The 16,222-nt window shown below is 67.2% G+C and carries 18 protein-coding genes; 9 read left to right on the top strand and 9 right to left on the bottom strand.

Annotation, left to right across the window (positions count from 1 at the left end; translation table 11 throughout):
* Positions 1-4 precede the first annotated feature (4 nt).
* The 4 genes from METLW4_RS0117985 to METLW4_RS0117970 all read right to left on the bottom strand — a co-directional run bounded on the left by METLW4_RS0117985 (position 5) and on the right by METLW4_RS0117970 (position 2,885).
* Positions 5-466, bottom strand: a complete 462-nt coding sequence (locus METLW4_RS0117985) for a YbhB/YbcL family Raf kinase inhibitor-like protein (RefSeq protein WP_018267626.1) — start codon at positions 464-466, stop codon at positions 5-7.
* Position 467: 1 nt separating this feature from the next.
* A complete protein-coding gene (gene ald / locus METLW4_RS0117980) occupies positions 468-1,586 on the bottom strand; it encodes an alanine dehydrogenase (protein ID WP_018267625.1) in 1,119 nt (372 codons plus the stop codon).
* 12 nt (positions 1,587-1,598) lie between these two features.
* Positions 1,599-2,246: a phosphoribosyltransferase gene (locus tag METLW4_RS0117975; protein WP_018267624.1), complete on the bottom strand. Its 648-nt coding sequence runs from the start codon at positions 2,244-2,246 to the stop codon at positions 1,599-1,601.
* A 72-nt stretch (positions 2,247-2,318) separates the two neighbouring features.
* Entirely contained in the window at positions 2,319-2,885 is a 567-nt protein-coding gene (locus tag METLW4_RS0117970; protein WP_018267623.1) for an HPF/RaiA family ribosome-associated protein, read from the bottom strand.
* Positions 2,886-3,129: 244 nt separating this feature from the next.
* Here METLW4_RS0117970 and METLW4_RS0117965 point away from each other — a divergent pair, with 244 nt between their 5' ends.
* Together METLW4_RS0117965 and METLW4_RS0117960 are read left to right on the top strand one after the other, a co-directional pair.
* Positions 3,130-4,650 (top strand): ribose-phosphate diphosphokinase, encoded by a 1,521-nt coding sequence (locus METLW4_RS0117965; protein WP_018267622.1) that lies wholly within the window; start codon positions 3,130-3,132, stop codon positions 4,648-4,650.
* Positions 4,647-6,014 carry a nicotinate phosphoribosyltransferase gene (locus tag METLW4_RS0117960; RefSeq protein ID WP_018267621.1) on the top strand — a complete coding sequence of 456 codons (1,368 nt, stop codon included), beginning with the start codon at positions 4,647-4,649 and terminating at the stop codon, positions 6,012-6,014. The genes METLW4_RS0117965 and METLW4_RS0117960 overlap by 4 nt, the downstream gene beginning before the upstream one ends.
* Here METLW4_RS0117960 and METLW4_RS0117955 read toward each other — a convergent pair.
* Positions 5,998-7,011, bottom strand: a complete 1,014-nt coding sequence (locus tag METLW4_RS0117955) for a hypothetical protein (protein WP_018267620.1) — start codon at positions 7,009-7,011, stop codon at positions 5,998-6,000. The genes METLW4_RS0117960 and METLW4_RS0117955 overlap by 17 nt on opposite strands.
* Before the next feature lie 26 nt (positions 7,012-7,037).
* Here METLW4_RS0117955 and METLW4_RS0117950 point away from each other — a divergent pair, with 26 nt between their 5' ends.
* Both METLW4_RS0117950 and METLW4_RS0117945 read left to right on the top strand, forming a co-directional pair.
* Entirely contained in the window at positions 7,038-7,649 is a 612-nt protein-coding gene (locus METLW4_RS0117950) for a nicotinamidase (RefSeq protein ID WP_018267619.1), read from the top strand.
* 3 nt (positions 7,650-7,652) lie between these two features.
* Complete coding sequence (locus METLW4_RS0117945; RefSeq protein ID WP_018267618.1) at positions 7,653-8,054, top strand: DUF3775 domain-containing protein; 402 nt, start codon at positions 7,653-7,655, stop codon at positions 8,052-8,054.
* 104 nt (positions 8,055-8,158) lie between these two features.
* Here the strand turns inward: METLW4_RS0117945 and METLW4_RS0117940 are convergent, their stop codons facing one another.
* The gene (locus METLW4_RS0117940; protein ID WP_018267617.1) at positions 8,159-9,109 is read right to left on the bottom strand and encodes an endonuclease/exonuclease/phosphatase family protein; all 951 of its coding nucleotides are present in this window, start codon (positions 9,107-9,109) and stop codon (positions 8,159-8,161) included.
* A gap of 64 nt (positions 9,110-9,173) precedes the next feature.
* A complete protein-coding gene (locus METLW4_RS0117935; protein WP_026191602.1) occupies positions 9,174-9,695 on the bottom strand; it encodes an Hsp20/alpha crystallin family protein in 522 nt (173 codons plus the stop codon).
* 228 nt (positions 9,696-9,923) lie between these two features.
* Here METLW4_RS0117935 and METLW4_RS0117930 point away from each other — a divergent pair, with 228 nt between their 5' ends.
* Together METLW4_RS0117930 and METLW4_RS25280 are read left to right on the top strand one after the other, a co-directional pair.
* Positions 9,924-10,883 carry a metallophosphoesterase gene (locus METLW4_RS0117930; protein WP_051079647.1) on the top strand — a complete coding sequence of 320 codons (960 nt, stop codon included), beginning with the start codon at positions 9,924-9,926 and terminating at the stop codon, positions 10,881-10,883.
* An 80-nt stretch (positions 10,884-10,963) separates the two neighbouring features.
* Positions 10,964-11,785: a trypsin-like serine peptidase gene (locus METLW4_RS25280; protein WP_018267614.1), complete on the top strand. Its 822-nt coding sequence runs from the start codon at positions 10,964-10,966 to the stop codon at positions 11,783-11,785.
* A gap of 9 nt (positions 11,786-11,794) precedes the next feature.
* Here METLW4_RS25280 and METLW4_RS0117920 read toward each other — a convergent pair whose 3' ends face one another.
* Together METLW4_RS0117920 and METLW4_RS0117915 are read right to left on the bottom strand one after the other, a co-directional pair.
* Positions 11,795-12,673 (bottom strand): c-type cytochrome, encoded by an 879-nt coding sequence (locus tag METLW4_RS0117920; protein WP_245258470.1) that lies wholly within the window; start codon positions 12,671-12,673, stop codon positions 11,795-11,797.
* Between the two features lie 100 nt (positions 12,674-12,773).
* Complete coding sequence (locus METLW4_RS0117915; RefSeq protein WP_018267612.1) at positions 12,774-13,262, bottom strand: CDP-archaeol synthase; 489 nt, start codon at positions 13,260-13,262, stop codon at positions 12,774-12,776.
* A gap of 187 nt (positions 13,263-13,449) precedes the next feature.
* On the opposite strand from METLW4_RS0117915, the gene METLW4_RS0117910 reads away from it, so the two are divergent.
* The 3 genes from METLW4_RS0117910 to METLW4_RS0117895 all read left to right on the top strand — a co-directional run bounded on the left by METLW4_RS0117910 (position 13,450) and on the right by METLW4_RS0117895 (position 16,062).
* Positions 13,450-13,650: a hypothetical protein gene (locus tag METLW4_RS0117910; RefSeq protein ID WP_018267611.1), complete on the top strand. Its 201-nt coding sequence runs from the start codon at positions 13,450-13,452 to the stop codon at positions 13,648-13,650.
* Positions 13,651-13,746: 96 nt separating this feature from the next.
* Complete coding sequence (locus METLW4_RS0117905; RefSeq protein ID WP_018267610.1) at positions 13,747-15,273, top strand: FAD-dependent oxidoreductase; 1,527 nt, start codon at positions 13,747-13,749, stop codon at positions 15,271-15,273.
* A 378-nt stretch (positions 15,274-15,651) separates the two neighbouring features.
* The gene (locus METLW4_RS0117895; RefSeq protein ID WP_020493755.1) at positions 15,652-16,062 is read left to right on the top strand and encodes a MucR family transcriptional regulator; all 411 of its coding nucleotides are present in this window, start codon (positions 15,652-15,654) and stop codon (positions 16,060-16,062) included.
* Positions 16,063-16,222: the final 160 nt, after the last annotated feature.

The raw sequence follows: 16,222 nt of genomic DNA, 5'->3' as shown, positions 1-16,222 counted from the left end.
GCGCTCAGCGCCGATACACGCCGACCAGCGCCGTCTCCTCGAGCAGGACCTCATTGGCGGCGCGCTCCACCTCGAGACAGCTCGGCTCCTTGCGCGCGACGGCCAGCGAGGCCGTGGACAAGGCGAGCAGCCGGAAACGATAGTGATGCGCGCCATGGCGCGGCGGCGGACAGGGCCCGCCATAGCCGGAACCCTCGAAATCATTGATCCCCTGCGAGAAGCCGCGCTGCGGCCCTGGACGCCCGGCGCCTTCCGGCAGTCCTGTGGCGTCGCGCGAGAGATCATAGACCGCCCAATGGCGCCAGACGCCGGCCGGCGCGTCTGGATCGTCGCAGAGCAGCACGAAGCTCTTGGTCTGCGCAGGCGCGCCGCTCCAGCTCAGCGGCGGCGAGACATTGGCGCCATCGCATGTGTATTTGCGCGGTATCTCCTCCCCATGGGCGAAGGCCGAGGATAGCAGCCGCATATTACGCTCCTGTCGTGAATTTCTCCGCCGGCGCGACAGCGAGGCCGAGCGCCGCGGCCACGGCGGCGTTGACGATCTCCCCGCGCGCCACTGTGAGGCCGGCGGAAAGATGCGGATCGTCACGCAAGGCGCCGATCCCTTTGTCGGCGAGCGCGAGCACGAAAGGCAGAGTCGCGCTGGCGAGCGCGAATGTGGAGGTGCGCGGCACGGCGCCCGGCATGTTGGTGACGCAATAATGCACGACGCCATCGACGACATAGGTGGGATCGGAATGCGTCGTCGGCCGCGAGGTCTCGCAGCAGCCGCCTTGATCGATCGCCACATCGACGATGACGGCGCCCGCCTTCATGCCCGCGACCATGCCGCGGCTGACGAGCTTGGGCGCCGCCGCGCCCGGAACCAGCGCCGCGCCTATGACGAGATCGGCGCGCCGCACCAGCTCCGCTATCGCCGTCGGCGTCGAGAATATGGTGCGCGGCGCATTGCCGAAACGCGCCGAGAGACGCCGCAGCGGCTCGGCCCCGCGGTCGGCGACGATGACGCTCGCGCCCATGCCCAGCGCGATCATCGTCGCCTGCGTTCCGACCGTCCCGGCGCCGAGAATCAGCGTCTCCGCCGGCGGCGCGCCCGGCGCGCCGGAGAGCAGCACGCCGCGCCCGCCCATAATCTTCTCGAGACAGCGCGCGCCCGCCTGCGGCGCCAGCCGCCCGGCGATCTCCGACATGGGCGTCAGCAACGGCAGGCCGCCGAAGGGCGAGGTCACCGTCTCGTAAGCGATGCAGATCGCGCCGGAGCGCATGAGATCGAGCGCCTGCGCGCGATCGGCGGCGAGATGCAGATAGGCGAACAGCAGCTGCCCCGGCCGCAATCGCGCGCGCTCCTGCGCCAGCGGCTCCTTCACCTTCACGATGAGATCGGCGGTGGCGAAAATCGCCTCCGGCCCTTCTGTCAGCGCGGCGCCCGCGGTCTGAAAATCGCCGTCCGAAATGCCGGCGCCGACGCCGGCGCCGCTCTCCACCATGACGAAATGCCCACGCTGCACGAGCTCGTAGACGCCCGCCGGGGTCAGCGCGACGCGAAACTCATTGTCCTTGATTTCCTTTGGCGCGCCGACGCGCATCAGGCTCTCCGATCATGCGAGCGGCGAGAAGCGATCGAGAATCTCGATCACCTCCTCATCCTCGATCTGCCGAAAATTCTCGTAGAAGAAGCCGATCGCGCCGAAGCTCCGATAATCCTCGAGGCAGACGATCGCATCGGCCTCGTGGCGCAGCGCTGCGAGCGCATCGGTGGGCGCGACGGGAATGGCGAGAATGAGCCTGCGCGGCTGCAGCGCGCGAACCGCGCGCAGCGCCGCGCGCGTCGTCGCGCCGGTCGCGACGCCGTCGTCGACGACGACAGCGAGCTTGCCGGCGACATCCGGCCGCGCCCGGCCGCGCAGATAAGCGCCGCGCCGTCTCTCCAGCTCGGCGCGCTCACGCGCGCAGACGGAATCGAAGACGGCTTCCGTCACTTCCGCGGCGTCGATCACATCCTCATTGCGCACGATGATCGGCGCGCCGCCATTGGCGATCGCGCCCATGGCCAGCTCCGGCTGATAGGGAACGCCGATCTTGCGCACCAGCACGAGATCGAGCGGCGCCTTCAGCCTTTCGGCGATATGCGCGGCGACGGGAACGCCGCCGCGCGGCAATGCATAGACGACGCAAGCTTCGCCGACATGCGCGGCGAGCGCATCGGCGAGGCGGCGACCTGCGTCGTCACGATCTCGAAACGGCATGGCTCGCCTGCTCCGGCGCGGATGCGCGACGCCTTCGATATAATCGGCCGCCGCCGCGATGCGAGGGCGCGCTCACGACGGCGCGCGCTCGCCGAGCGGCCGCACCGCGCTCGCTTGCGGGCCATCCTCCGCGTCTTCAGGCACATAGCGCACGCGATCGCCACGCTCGAGCGCATCGAAGCCCGCGCCTTCGACGTTATTGCGGTGAAAATAGAGTTCACGTCCATCCGCGCTTTCTAAGAATCCATAGCCATCCTCGCGCATCAGCCGGCGCACGACGCCGAGCGCGGGCTCGGCGTGCTGCTTCACATGGCCCTCGAGGCGCCGCACCTGATCCTGCAACCGACGGCGCGCGCGCTTGAATGCGTCATTGATCGCGAAATCGAAATCCTGATAGCGCTCGTCCTGTGGCGGCGTGCGCTCGACGATCGCCTCGCGCCCGTCCGGCAGAGCGAGACGAATGTTGATCTCGTATTGCCCGCCCGTGTGATGACGCGCGCTCGGCGCTTTCACCACGATGCGGCAAGCGGTGACGCGGCCGAAGCGCGTCTCCAGCTCGTCGATCTGATGCGCGATGCGCGCCTGCGCCTGCGGCGAGGCCTCCATGCCCTGAAAGTCGATTTCCGGCGTCGTCTGCATGGCCGAGCCTCCGTTCTAGTGACGCGAATTTCGCCGCCGCTCGCGCGAGCGGCGCGATAGATAGATAGGGCGCGACAGCGGAGGTCGTACCGCGCCGGCGCCGCACACGCCGCTCGGATTTCGAAGTTCTTAATCTCGAATCGAGCGGGCGGCGCGACGGCGCCTCGACGACGCGCGGTCGCGACACATTTGTCCCCGCAGCCGGTCACGCTGGCGGCGAATGACCGGCCCTCGAGAGGTTCGAATGACCACGCTGGCCGAGACGCAACCTCATCTCAAGCGTCTCTTCGAGCGCATCGATCTCGCGCCGCGGCCGATCGGCGTCGAGACGCGCCACGCGCTCGAACATTGGCGCGCCTCGCGCCGCGGCGTCGCGCCGACCTTCGCCGATGTCGTCGCCGATCTGCGCAATGGCGGCTTCGCCTTTCGCGCCGTGCCGGAAGCCCGCGATTATGAGATCGTGATCGGCGCCAAGGCGGTGGCGCCGCTGCTCGGCGCCGTCGCGGAAGGCGCGCGCTTGAGCGAGGCGCCCAACCGTCGCGGCGCCGTGCGCCTGCGTCGTCTCTTCGATGAAGCCTTGCGCATCGGCGAGCCCGCGCTCGTGGAGTTCACGCTTGTCGAGAAAGGCCGCGACCGCGCCGGCGTCGAGCTGCTCGCAGCGCCGCTCGCGCTCGCCGATGGCGCGCTCGGCGCCGTGCTCGGCGCGCTGAACATTCAGCGCTATGAAGCGCCGGCGCCGGCGCGTGAGCCGCCGCCTCCGGCGACAGACGAAGCGATCGTGCTGTTCGCGCTCGGCTCCAGCCGCGCGCTCGGCGAGCGCGTCGCGCGCGAGCTCGCAATCACGCTCTCGCCGCATGAGGAGCGGCGCTTCGAGGATGAGGAGCGCAAGACGCGGCCGCTCGTCGGCGTGCGCGACAAGGACGTCTATGTTCTCTCGAGCCTCGAGGGCGAGACGGGCGACAGCGGCGCCGACAAGCTCTTGCGCCTTCTCTTCTTCATCGGCGCGCTGCGCGACGCCGGCGCCGCGCGCGTCACCGCCGTCGCGCCCTACCTCTGCTATGCGCGCAAGGACCGCCGCACCAAGCCGCTCGACCCTGTAGCCACGCGCTATGTCGCGCTATTGCTCGAGGCGATCGGCGCCGATCGCATCGTCACGATCGACGCGCATAATGTCGTGGCTTTCGAAAACGCCTTTCGCATAGAGGCCGTCGCGCTCGACGCGCAGGCGCTGCTCGCGCGCTATTTCGCGCAAAGGCTCGGCGCCGAGCCGGCGGCGATCGTCTCGCCCGATCTCGGCGGCGAGAAGCGCGCCGAGCTGTTCCGCCAGCGCCTCGAGACCATGCTCGCGCATCCTGTGGCGAAGGGCTTCATGGACAAGCATCGCAGCATGGGCGAGATCGCCGGCGAGATTTTCGCCGGCGACGTGGCCGGCCGCGCAGTGGTCATTCTCGATGATCTCATCAGCAGCGGCGGCACGATGGCGCGCGCCGCGCGCGCCTGCCGCGCCAATGGCGCGACGCGCATCTTCCTCGCCGCGACACACGGACTCTTCGCCCACGACGCGGAGAGCGCGCTGCGCGAGGCGCCGATCGAGGAGATCGTCGTCACCGACACGGTCGCGCCGAGCGAGGCCGTGGCGCTACGCTTGCGCGGGCGCCTGGTGACGCTCGGCGTCGCGCCGCTGCTCGCCGAGGCGATCGCGCGCCTCCATGGCGGCGGCTCCATAGACGAATTGCTCGACACTGGTCCGAAAGGCGCGCCATGACCGCAAATGCTCTCTTCGTCGATCTCTATGAGATCGCCATGCTCCGCGCCTATTTCGAGCTCGGCATGGCGGAGCGCCGCGCCACATTCGGCCTCTTCGTGCGGCGACTTCCGCCTGCGCGCAATTTCCTGCTCGCCTGCGGCCTCGCCGATGTACTGAAAGAGCTGCAGGAGCTGCGCTTCGAAGAAGGCGACTTGCGCTATCTCTCGTCGCTCGGCTTCGGGCGCGAATTTCTCGACTGGCTCGCGCGATTTCGCTTCACCGGCGACATTCGCGCGCTGCCGGAGGGCACGCCCTTCTTCGCCAATGAGCCAATTCTCGAAGTGACGGCCCCGATCGGCGAGGCGCAGATCGTCGAGACGCTGATCCTCAATCAAATCGGCCTGCAGACGATCCTCGCCTCCAAGGCGGCGCGCATGGTCTTCGCCGCGCGGGGACGCGCCGTGGTCGATTTCGGCGCGCGCCGCGCGCAGGGTTTCGACGCAGCGGTGAAAGGCGCGCGCGCTTTTCATATCGCCGGCGTCGCCGCCACTTCCGATCTCGCCGCCGGCAGAGCGCATGACATCGCCGTCGCCGGAACCATGGCGCACAGCTTCGTCGAGGCCTGCCCTTCCGAGGCCGCCGCCTTCGAGGCCTATGCGCGCATGTTTCCCGGCGCGACGCTGCTCGTCGACACCTATGACACGCTGGAAGGCGTGCGCAAGATCGTCGCATTGGCCAAAGAAATGGGCGCCGATTTCGACGTGCATGCGATAAGGCTCGACTCCGGCGACCTCGATGCGCTGTCACGGCAGGCGCGGCGCATATTGGATGAAGCCGGGCTCTCGCGCGTCGAGATCGTCGCGAGCGGCGGACTCGACGAAGCGCTCATCGACAGGCTCGCCGCCGCGCATGCGCCGATCGACGCATTCGGCGTCGGCACGGAAATGGCGGCCTCCACCGACGCGCCGGCGCTCGACATCGCTTATAAGCTCGTGGAATTCGCGGGCGAGGGGCGCATGAAGCTCTCGCCCGGCAAGCGCAATCTGCCGGGCCGCAAGCAGATCTTCCGCCAATTCCACGATGGCGTCGCGCTGCGCGACGTCATCGCGCGCGAGGACGAGCGCTACTCCGGCGTTCCATTGCTCGAGCCGGCGATGCGCGACGGCGAGCTGGTGAAGCCGCGTCCGAGCCTCGCCGACATTCGCGAGCATGCGCGCGCGGCGATGGCGGCGCTGCCGTCCGACGCCCGCGGCCTTTCGCCTTGCGCCGCTCCCTTTCCGGTGACGATCAGCATGCGCCTCGCCGAATATGAGCGCGAGGTGGAGGCCTCTCTCACGCGCAGGGCTCCGCACGCACGGCCGCATCTCACACGATGCGCGTGAGGCGCTCACGCGCGAGCGCGAGATAGCGGCGCGCGAGCGGCTCCCATTTGTCCTGGTGACGCGGCGCGGGATCGAGCAGATGAGCGAGCGAGAGACGAACGCGCAGCAGCGCGCGGCACACGCCATAGAGCGCGAACAGCGTGGGCGACGGCGGCCCAGGCAAATGGCGCGCCGTGGCCTCGACGATGGCCGCGCCGATTTGCGGCGCGCCGAGCAGAGCGCATTCGAGATCGAGAAAGGCGAGCTCGTCGAAAGGATCGACCTGCCGCAATTCATCATTGAACTCGAGACAATCGAAAATCGCCAGCGGCTCGCAGAAGCAGATGTGCTCGGGCCGCAGATCGCCGTGTCCGTCGACGATGCGCCCTTCGCGCACGCGCGCCTCCAGCGCCGGCGCCTGCTCCGCCAGCAGGCGATCGACGCGATCGAGCAGAGAGATCGCGTCGCAATGATCGAGCGCGAAATCGCGCAGCGTGACGATGCGTCGATTTTCCGCCTGCTCGCGCGAGAAGCGCGCGACATAATCCGGCGCGGAAATCGTCGAACGTTCCGCGCTGGCATAGAAGATCGCGAGGCGCGTCGCGAGCGCCTCGATCCGATGCGCGTCGACGGCGCCGTTCACGAGCAGACGATCGAGCATCAGCTCGGCCGGCAAGCGCTTCATCTCGACCAGCCAATCGACGATCTCGCCCGCGCCGCCGATCGACAATCGTCCATCGGCGAGCGTGACCGGAACCACATCGAGATAGACATTCGGCGCGAGACGACGATTGAGCCGAAGCTCCGCGCGACAATCGGCCTCGCGCGCGCGCGGCGTCGAAAAATCCAGGAAGGCGAAGCGCACGGGCTTCTTCAATTTATAGACGCGGTCTCCCGCGAGGAACAGGCGAGACATATGTGTCTCGACGACATCGACGCCGGCGGGCGCGCGCGCGAGCTGGCGCTGCAGCTCCTGGGCGAGGCGATCGAATGGCGCTCGGTCTTGCGGCGAAGACATAGGCGGCTTCATTGGAGGGGGTCGCGATGATGCGAAAGAAGATAGGGCTGCGCTCGACCGACGCGCTGCTGGTCGTCGATCTTCAGCTCGACTTTTTTGCCGGCGGCAAGCTCGCGGTTCCGCGGGCCGAGGAGATTCTGCCGGTCGTCAACGACGTCATCGACGAGGCGCGCCGCTCCGGGACCCAGATCATCATCTCGCGCGATTGGCATCCGCCGGATCATGTGAGCTTTTCCGCGCAGGGCGGCGAATGGCCGCAACATTGCGTGCGCGGCACCAGAGGCGCGGAGTTTCACCCCGAGCTGCGCCTGCCGCCGGGCGCTCTATTCGTCTCCAAGGCCAAGCGCGCGGAGCGCGAGCAATATTCCGATTTCGACGGCACCAGCCTCGCCGAGGAGCTGCGCCGCCGCGCCATAGATCGCATTTTCATCGTCGGCCTCGCCGAAGATTTCTGCGTGAAATGCAGCGCGATCGACGCGGCCCGTCTCGGCTTCGAGACTCATGTGCTGCGCGCGGCCACGCGGCCGGTGACGCGCGAGGGCGGCGAGAGAGCGCGCGCAGAAATGCGCGCCGCCGGCGTGACGGTGATCGAGCCGCCCTGCGCCCCATATGACGTCGATCACATCGCGAGGACGTGAGCCATGCCGGAGATCAATACCGACAAAGTTTGTTTCGTCATCGTCAAGGCGCGCGAGCTCGAGGCGGAGGACGAAGGAATGCGGCCGGACGCCTCCAATCCTTCCGACGACAAATTCGTGAGCGTGCTGACGGAGGAGGGATGGTCGCCCAATCGCCGCGAGCTCGTCGAGTTCATCGAGGCGATGGACGATGACGAGCAGGCGGAGCTGGTCGCGCTCGTCTGGGTCGGACGCGGCGATTTCACCGCCGACGATTGGGATTCCGCCGTCATTCAGGCGAAGGAGCGGCGCAAAGGGCCGACCTCGAAATATCTGCTCGGCATTCCGCTGCTGGCGAGCTATCTGGAGGCGGGGCTCGACGAATTCGACGAGAGCTGCGAAGGCTTCGAGGACGATCGGCAATAGTCTCGAGCGCTTTCCGATCGAACGGAATCGTTCGATCGATCAGAATTCGCTTCCAATGAAAGAATCTCGGAGCGCTATCCGATCCAATTGGATCGGATAGCGCTCTAGAGACGAAAGCGCGCGACGAGCGGCGCGTGGAGCGAGCCGAGAATCGGGTCCGGCGCCGTCGCCTCGTCGGCGAGGCCGTCATTCGATATCACGACCTCCTCGCATCGCGCCGCGAGCGCGGGCGACGCCAATATCTGATCGATGAGCGTCTTGCGGCCGGCGTGAATCACGGTGAAGCGCGCGCGCTCCTCTATGCGCAGCGCGAGCGGCGCAAGACTGCGCGGCCCGGCCGCGGCTTCTTCCGCGCCCCAGAGAATGCGCGCGGGCGCATCATAGGCGTCGCAGTTGAGATCGCCGCAGACGGCGATGAGCGGCGCGGTCTCCACATCGAAAATGCGATCGACGAAGAGCCGCGCCTCCAGCGCCTGGCCTTCGCGCTTTTGCGCGGCGAGCCATTGGCCTTCCGCGAAGGCGCGGCTCGATTTGCGATCGGCCTCGCCGGGCAGCGGAACGGCGCGCGGCGCGCGCAAATGCAGATTGAGCACATGCAGCGCCGCCCCATCGGGGAGATCGACGCGCGCATAGAGAATGGGACGCTCGAACAGAATGTCGATCGGCTGCGGGACGCTCGTCTCCGCCGGCGGAGTCCAGCACCATGGCGCGATGATATCGTGATAGAGCTGGCGATGCTCGACGACGGGCCAGCGCGAGAGCAGCGCGAGATTATGGATATCCGCGGGCGCGTCGCCGCCTGGACGCGAGGTCGTCGCGCGGAAGAAATTCGCATAGCCGCCGCCTTCGACGAGACGATCGAGCGCGATGAAGCGGCGCGGCGCATGCGCGGCCTCGCGCTGCGCATCGACTTCCTGAAGGCAGAGAATATCGGCGTCGATCGCCGCGAGCTGCGGACGCAGCACGGCGAGGCGCCGATCGAATTCGTCCTGCGCCGATGGCGACCAGTCCAAATTCTCTATGTTGAAGGTCGCGAGGCGAAAATGGCCCGCCATTCGTCGAAAATCCGTCTCGCGCCCTCTCCCGCGCGCGGCGGGAGAGGGAGATTGCCGTCGCCGCTCACGCGGCCTTTATATCGATGTTCTTCTCGGATTTCTGCGCCTGCGCGGATTTGGGCAGATGCACGGTCAGCACGCCTTTGGCGAAGGTCGCGTCGATCTTGTCGGACTCGACATTCTCCGGCACGCGAAAGGCGCGACGGAAGGAGCCATAGCGGCGCTCTGAGAGGAAATAGCCCTTGTCCTTCTCCTCACGCTGCTCCTTCTTCTCGCCGCTGATGATGAGCGAACCATTGGAGAGCTTCACCTCGACATTCTTCTCGTCAATGCCGGGAAGCTCGGCGGTGATCTGATATTCCTTGTCCTTCTCGACGAGATCGACCGCGGGCGTCGCCGCCCAGCCGATGCCGAAGCGGCCGAAAGGCTCGAGATCGGGCGTCGCGCCCTTTTGGAAGGGCGCATCCTCGAACAAGCGATCGATCTGCCGCCGCAACGTCTCCAGAGGATGCCAGTCGAACAAGCCATAGTTCGGCGGCGTCTCCTTCGATTCTCTCACGGGAACTTTCGTCTGCGCTTCCGCCATCTCCGCCTCCTCTATCAAAATGGACGAGTCGCTGCGGCGCGCGTCGGCGCGCTCGCACGACGCCTGTGACGTAGGAGAGCCGCGCGAAAAAACAATCGGCGCGGCGCGTCGGCGGAGCGCGGATGCGACGCGAAACGAACGAAAGCGAAGGCTTTCGCTGTGGCGCGACGCCATAGGCAAATTGTCGCGGCCGGTTATATTGCTCTTTAGATAATGGAGCGCTGCGACATGTCCGACGAGCCGACGCCGACCGAGGACGACATCATGCGCGCGCTGGAGGCGCGGCTCGGACGGCTGCATGCGCGCCAGAGGCTCGGCATAGAGCGCGACCATGAGGCGCAAGTCTTCGGCCAGGGCCTCAATTTCTTTCACCTTGAAAATCTCGCCGCCTCGCCGCTGCTGATCCGCGCCGCGCTCACCGCCGTCGGACTCTACCGCCGCGGTCTCGCCAATGCGGAAAAGCTTCGGCTGCGCGAGAATGAGATCGTCAGCGCGCGGCTGCCGCGCGCCTTCGACGGTTTCGCCATTCTCCATTTGAGCGATCTGCATGTCGATATGTGCGCGGGCGCGATGGCGCGGCTGCGCGCGATGGTCGCCGATCTCGCCTATGATCTCTGCGTGCTCACCGGCGATTATCGCGGCGCGACACATGGGTCCCACACGGCGGCGCTGGAGGGCATGGCGGAGCTGCGCGCGGCTTTGCGCGCGCCGATCCTCGCCGTGCTCGGCAATCACGACACCATATTGATGACGCCGGGCCTCGAGCAAATGGGAATGCGCGTTCTGCTCAATGAATGCGCGACATTCGTCCGCGACGGCGCGCGCCTTCATGTCGCCGGCGTCGACGACGCGCATTATTTTCGCGTCGACAATATCGCCAAGGCCGGCGAGGCGATACCGCAAGGCGAGTTCTCGCTGCTGCTCTCGCATACGCCGGAGATTTTCCGTCAGGCGGCGCATGCGGGCTTCGATGTTCTGCTCGCCGGCCATACGCATGGCGGGCAGATCTGCCTGCCGGGCGGCGTCGCGCTCACGCTCGACTCCGTGCTGCCGCGCGCCTATGGCGCCGGCGCTTGGCGATATCACGACATGCAGGGCTATACGTCGGTCGGCGCGGGCTCCTCCGTGCTGCCGGTGCGGTTCAATTGTCCGCCGGAGATCACCTTGCATCGGCTGCGGGCCGCCTGAGACGGAAATCGCCCGCGCATCTGGTCGAGCTTCGCGTCCGCCGCTAGAATATGACGGAGACGTGAAGGAAAGGGCGCGGGATGCGAGGCGACGAGCGAGTTGCAGGCGCGGGCCTTCGAGGCTTTCGGACGGCGATCGGCGCGGCCCTGCTGCTCGCGGCCAGCGCCGCCGCGGCCTTGGCGGCGCTCTATCCGCGGGAGGCGCGGCGCTTCATGGCGGAGGAGGATTTTCGCCGCTATCCGGGCGCCGGCGTGCTGACGTGCCGCACGGAGGAGGGCGTGCCGGAGCGCGCCGCCGCCGCCTGGCTGATCGGCGACCGCGGCCTCGTCGTGCTCAACGCGCATAATTTCGTCGATCGCAAGCTGCGGCCGACGCATCCCATAGACGATTGCGCCTTCTCCATCGGCGAGAAGGAATACGCCTTCGACATCGACAGCCTGCGCTTCGGCTTCGCCCGTGACGCCAAATCGCTGAACATCACCGATGATTGGGCGCTGGTGCGCCTGCGCGATCCGGTGGACGCCGATATAGCGCCGCAGCCGATCCCAGACGCTCCGGCGCTGCCGACCGGCGTCGAGACTCTGCGCGTGGTGATGGTGTCGCCGGCCGGCCACTCCAATTTCCGCCGCGCGACCAGCATAGAGGAATGCCAGATTCGCCAGATCGACGCGCCGACGGAGGCGGGAATTCGCCGCGCGCGGCATGATTGCAACGACGGCTATGGCGGCTCGGGCTCGGGGATTTTCAGCGACGATGGACGGCTCATCGCCATGCACAGCGCCTCGCTGGACATGAATTCGCGCCGAGATTTCGACATGGAGCGCCATTTCGGCATGGCGCTGCTGTTCGAGGGCGAATTGCTGGACGCTATTCGCGCCAATCTTCGGGCGGACGCGCGCTAGAACGGCGCCTCACGGCCCCGCGCGGGGCGGAATCGTGCGCAGCCAGAGGATGAGCGCATCGAGATCGCGCGGCGTCATCTTCGAGAAATGCGCCTTGGAAAGATTGGCCATGGTGGGCTTGAGCGGCTTGCCGTCGCGGCCGACGCCGGCGACGATCGCGGCCTTGATCTCCGCGTCGCTCCAAGCGCCGACGCCCGCCGTCGGATGCTGGGTGATATTGGCGCCGACCGCCGTTCCCGCCGGCGTGCGGAACAGCTTGCCGCCGGCGCCGAGCTTCTCCTTATGGTCGAGCGCGCCATTGGTCTCGCCGCTGTGGCATTCCATGCAGCGCGCCAGAGTCGCGACATAGAAGCCGCGCCGCAGCGGATCGTCGAGCGCGCTCTCCTCGAAAGGCGCCTCGGCGCCAGGAAAGGTCTCGGCCTTCTGCTCGCCGTCGCGGCGCTGCGCGGGCCGCGCGGCCTCCACCGGCGCAGCCGTGCGCAGAAAGGCGATGACCGCCTCGAGATCGCGCGCGGTCAATATTCGGTAATATTCCGACGGCATGGCCGGCGCGAGACGCCCCTCCGGCCCGACGCCGGCGATGATCGCCGCCGCCAGCCGCTCATCGCTCCAGGAGCCGATTCCGGTCGCGGCGTCGGAGGAAATATTCGGCCCGCGCACGCTGTAAGTCTCGCCATTGAAAGTCTGCGAGCCGCCGGAAAAGCGCTTGTCGAGCCGATAGCCGTCGGGGCCGCGCGGCGTATGGCAATTGTCGCAGGCGGTCAGCGCCTCGACGAGATAGCGGCCGCGATCGATATCCGCGGCGGCGGCCGGGGCGGCGAGGCAGAGCGGCAGCAAGGCGCGCCACGCCAGAGAACGCGCCCATGCGAGAGCAGAAGCAGAGAGCACAGCCTATCCGATAGCTCGAGAATGCCGCGCCAACATAGGCGGCGGCGCGTTCCGCTTCATTTCAAAAAAGTCTCGATTATGCGGGTGATTTCTCCCGTCGTCAGAACGGCCGCTCGCGGACGCGCAGATCGAACATCAGCCGCGAGAGCGCCTGCGAGCCGAAGAAGAACAGGCCGGCGACGATGACGATCTCCCCTGCCCCGAGGCGCGCCGGGCCGGCGATGGCGAGCAGCGGCAGCAGCGCTTCCGGGATTTGATCGAGCCCCGGCGCGCGGCTGCTGGAGGGCAAGCCGAGCCGGCGCTTGACGAAGCTCGAGAAAAGATCGCCCGCCATGGCGAAAGCGCCGAGCAATGCGCCGATAGGAGCGGGAAAGCCGAGCAGCGGCGCGCAGAAGGCGGCGGCCAGGACGGCGAGAAGGAGGCCGCGCCAGGTCTTGGCGGGGCCGAGCAGCGGCCGCCCGTCGAGGAAGCAGGCGCCGCCGTCCACGGGCCGGGCGAAGGCGCCGCCGAGCAGCCTTTTGCCGAGCACGGGCGCGCCATTGGCGACGATCAGCAGAAGCAGCAGGCGGAGAATCAGGGCTCCATCCATGTCCTATCCCCGCGAACGCGCCAGGGCTCATGGCTTATGGCTCATGGCTCATGGCTCCTTCGGCAATATAGCAGAGGCGGACGCGCCGTCATGCGGGCCGATAATCGACTAATCTTGTTGACTTCTGGAGCGGCTCTCCTAGCATTTCCTCGATAGGATTCGCTCAGCAGCGCTCGCGAGGACGCCGATGACGAGCAATGTCGATTTCGTGTTCGTCGATCAGATCGCCGTCGGTCTTCTCGTGACCGAGGGCGAATGCAAGAGATTTTGCGGCGCCTCCTGGGCGCTGGCCGCGCTCGAGGGCGCCGTGTTCGCCGATCTCGAGGAGGCCGAGCGGATCGTCGCGCGGCATTTGCGCAGCCGCGGCGAGCATGGCGGCGCCGGATAGTTTCGCGAGAGCCGGCCTTGTCGGAGCAAGAGCGCCTCTCTACATGAGCTGCGATATCCCGCCGTGCGGGAGAGCCTATAGTCTCCGAGGCCGGTCATGGGCGAGGACGCAGCAGCGGCCGATGGCCCCGATTTCTCGCTCGGCGTCGGCGTCGCCGATATGGCCGACGGCGCCGTTGTCTCCGGCCGCGTGGGCGCCGCGCCGGCGCTGCTGATCCGCCGCGGCGACGAATTCTCCATCATCGGCTCCGCCTGCACGCATTATCAGGGTCCGCTCGGCGAGGGGCTGATCGTCGCCGACACGATCCGCTGCCCTTGGCATCACGCCTGCTTCAGCCTGCGCGACGGACGAGCGCTGCGCGCCCCGGCCCTCGACCCCATTCCCTGCTGGCGCGCCGAAAGACGCGGCGATCTCGTCTTCGCCATGGAGACGATCGATCCTGGGGCGCCAGAGCGCGCGGCGCCGCCGACGCTCGGGCGCGTCGTCATCATCGGCGGCGGAGCGGCCGGGCTCGCCGCCGCCCATGAGCTGCGGGAGCAAGGCTATTCCGGCGCGCTGGTCATGGTCAGCGCCGACGACGCCGCGCCCTATGACCGCCCCAATCTGTCGAAGGATTATCTCGCCGGCGCGGCGCCGGAAGACTGGCTGCCGCTGCGCCCGCGCGATTATTACGAGGAGCGGCGCATAGAGCTGCTGCTGGCGACGAAGGTGCGCGCGATCGACCCCGGCGCGCGGCTAGTGTCCCTCGAGCATGGCGAGCCGCTGCGCTATGACGCGCTGCTGCTGGCGACCGGCGCCGAGCCGGTGCGGCTGACGATTCCCGGCGCCGAGCTGCCGCATGTGCATTATCTGCGCAGCCTCGCCGACAGCCGCGCGCTCATCGCCGCGGCGGCGCGGGCCACGCGCGTCGCGGTGATCGGCGCGAGCTTCATCGGCCTCGAGGCCGCTGCGGCGCTGCGCGAGCGCGGGCTCGAGGTCCATGTCGTGGCGCCGGATGCGACGCCCATGCAGAAAACGCTGGGCGAGGACATAGGCCGGCTGGTGCGCGCGACGCATGAGGCGCATGGCGTCGTCTTTCACCTTTGCGAGAGCGTCGTCGCCATAGGCGCGGATCATGTCGCGCTGGCGAGCGGCGCGCGCGTTCCGGCCGATCTCGTGGTCGTCGGCGTCGGCGTGCGGCCGCTCACGAGGCTCGCCGAGGAGGCCGGTCTCGCCGTCGATCGCGGCGTTCTCGTCGATGAATATCTCGAAACCAGCGCGCCGAACGTCTTCGCCGCCGGCGATATCGCGCGCTGGCCGGATCGCCGCAGCGGCGAGCGGATCAGAATTGAGCATTTCGTCACCGCCGAGCGCCAAGGGCAGACGGCGGCGCGCAATATTCTCGGCGCGAAGGAGCCCTTCGAGGCGCCGCCCTTCTTCTGGAGCCGCCATTACGACATGACCATCGCCTATGTCGGTCACGCCGGCGCCTGGGATCGCGTCGAGATCGTCGGCGACCTCGAGAAGAGGGATTGCATCGTGACCTATTTCTCGCGGGATCACAGAATGGCGACAGCGACAATCGGCCGCGATCTGGACAATCTGCGCGTGGAAGCCGAGCTGGAAGCGTCGACCGGCGGTTGAGCGAGCATAGTCGGCGCACGGACGACATATTCGACTTCGATTCGAGATATGCGCTCGGCCCATTCTTCTACCGAGCCATGGCCGGTTCTTTCGGGGACGCGCCCACAGCCGGGCCGAGCAAGTCAAACGGCGACATCGACGGCCGCTCGATTTTCGAGCGTAGTTCTACGTAGCAGTCGCAACAAATATTTATGCCCAGATTTAGTGACGCTTGGTTAGGAATTAGTTGCGACGGGTAGAGCATTGATGTATACCCGCAAATGTCTTTGCGGTCGAAACGGCGCTGACTTGCCCGCCCCGAGCTTGCCGGGCTTCGCCCCGCCGACCGCGCCGTGTCAGGACTTCCGGCGCCGAAACGAGAAAGTGAAGAGTGAAGAGATGACATCGACGAACAACATCGAACTCGCGGCCGACATCGTTTCCGCCTATGTGAGCAATAATTCTGTTCCCGCCGGCGATCTTCCGGGCCTCATCAATGAAGTCTATGGCGCGCTGATGCGGGTCGGCTCCGGCGTCGTCGTCGAGCCGGCGGAAGCGCCCAAGCCCGCTATTTCGGTGCGCAAGTCGGTGACGAACGACTTCATCATCTGCCTCGAGGACGGCAAGAAGTTCAAGTCTCTCAAGCGTCATCTGCGCACGCAATACGGTCTCTCGCCGGAAGAATATCGCGAGAAGTGGGGTCTTGCGGCCGATTATCCGATGGTCGCTCCGAATTACGCCAAGGCGCGCTCCACCCTCGCCAAGCAGATGGGCCTCGGCCAGCAGCGCCGCCGCCGCGGCGGCCGCTGACCCAGAACGACCGACGAAGGCGCGCCGCGAGCTCGGCGCGCCCATAGGTTGCAGGCCGCGCCGCAGCCGCTTCGTCAAATCGTATTTTTTTAAATTCTTTCCGCCCGCTTTCGCCTAGAGCGAGGGTGTGCGAGGAAACGACGCCGGACCCGCGTCCGGC

The organism is Methylosinus sp. LW4 (assembly GCF_000379125.1).
Lineage (GTDB): Bacteria > Pseudomonadota > Alphaproteobacteria > Rhizobiales > Beijerinckiaceae > Methylosinus.
Note: the sequence above shows the minus strand (reverse complement) of the source record. Positions and strands in the feature narration are given on the sequence as shown.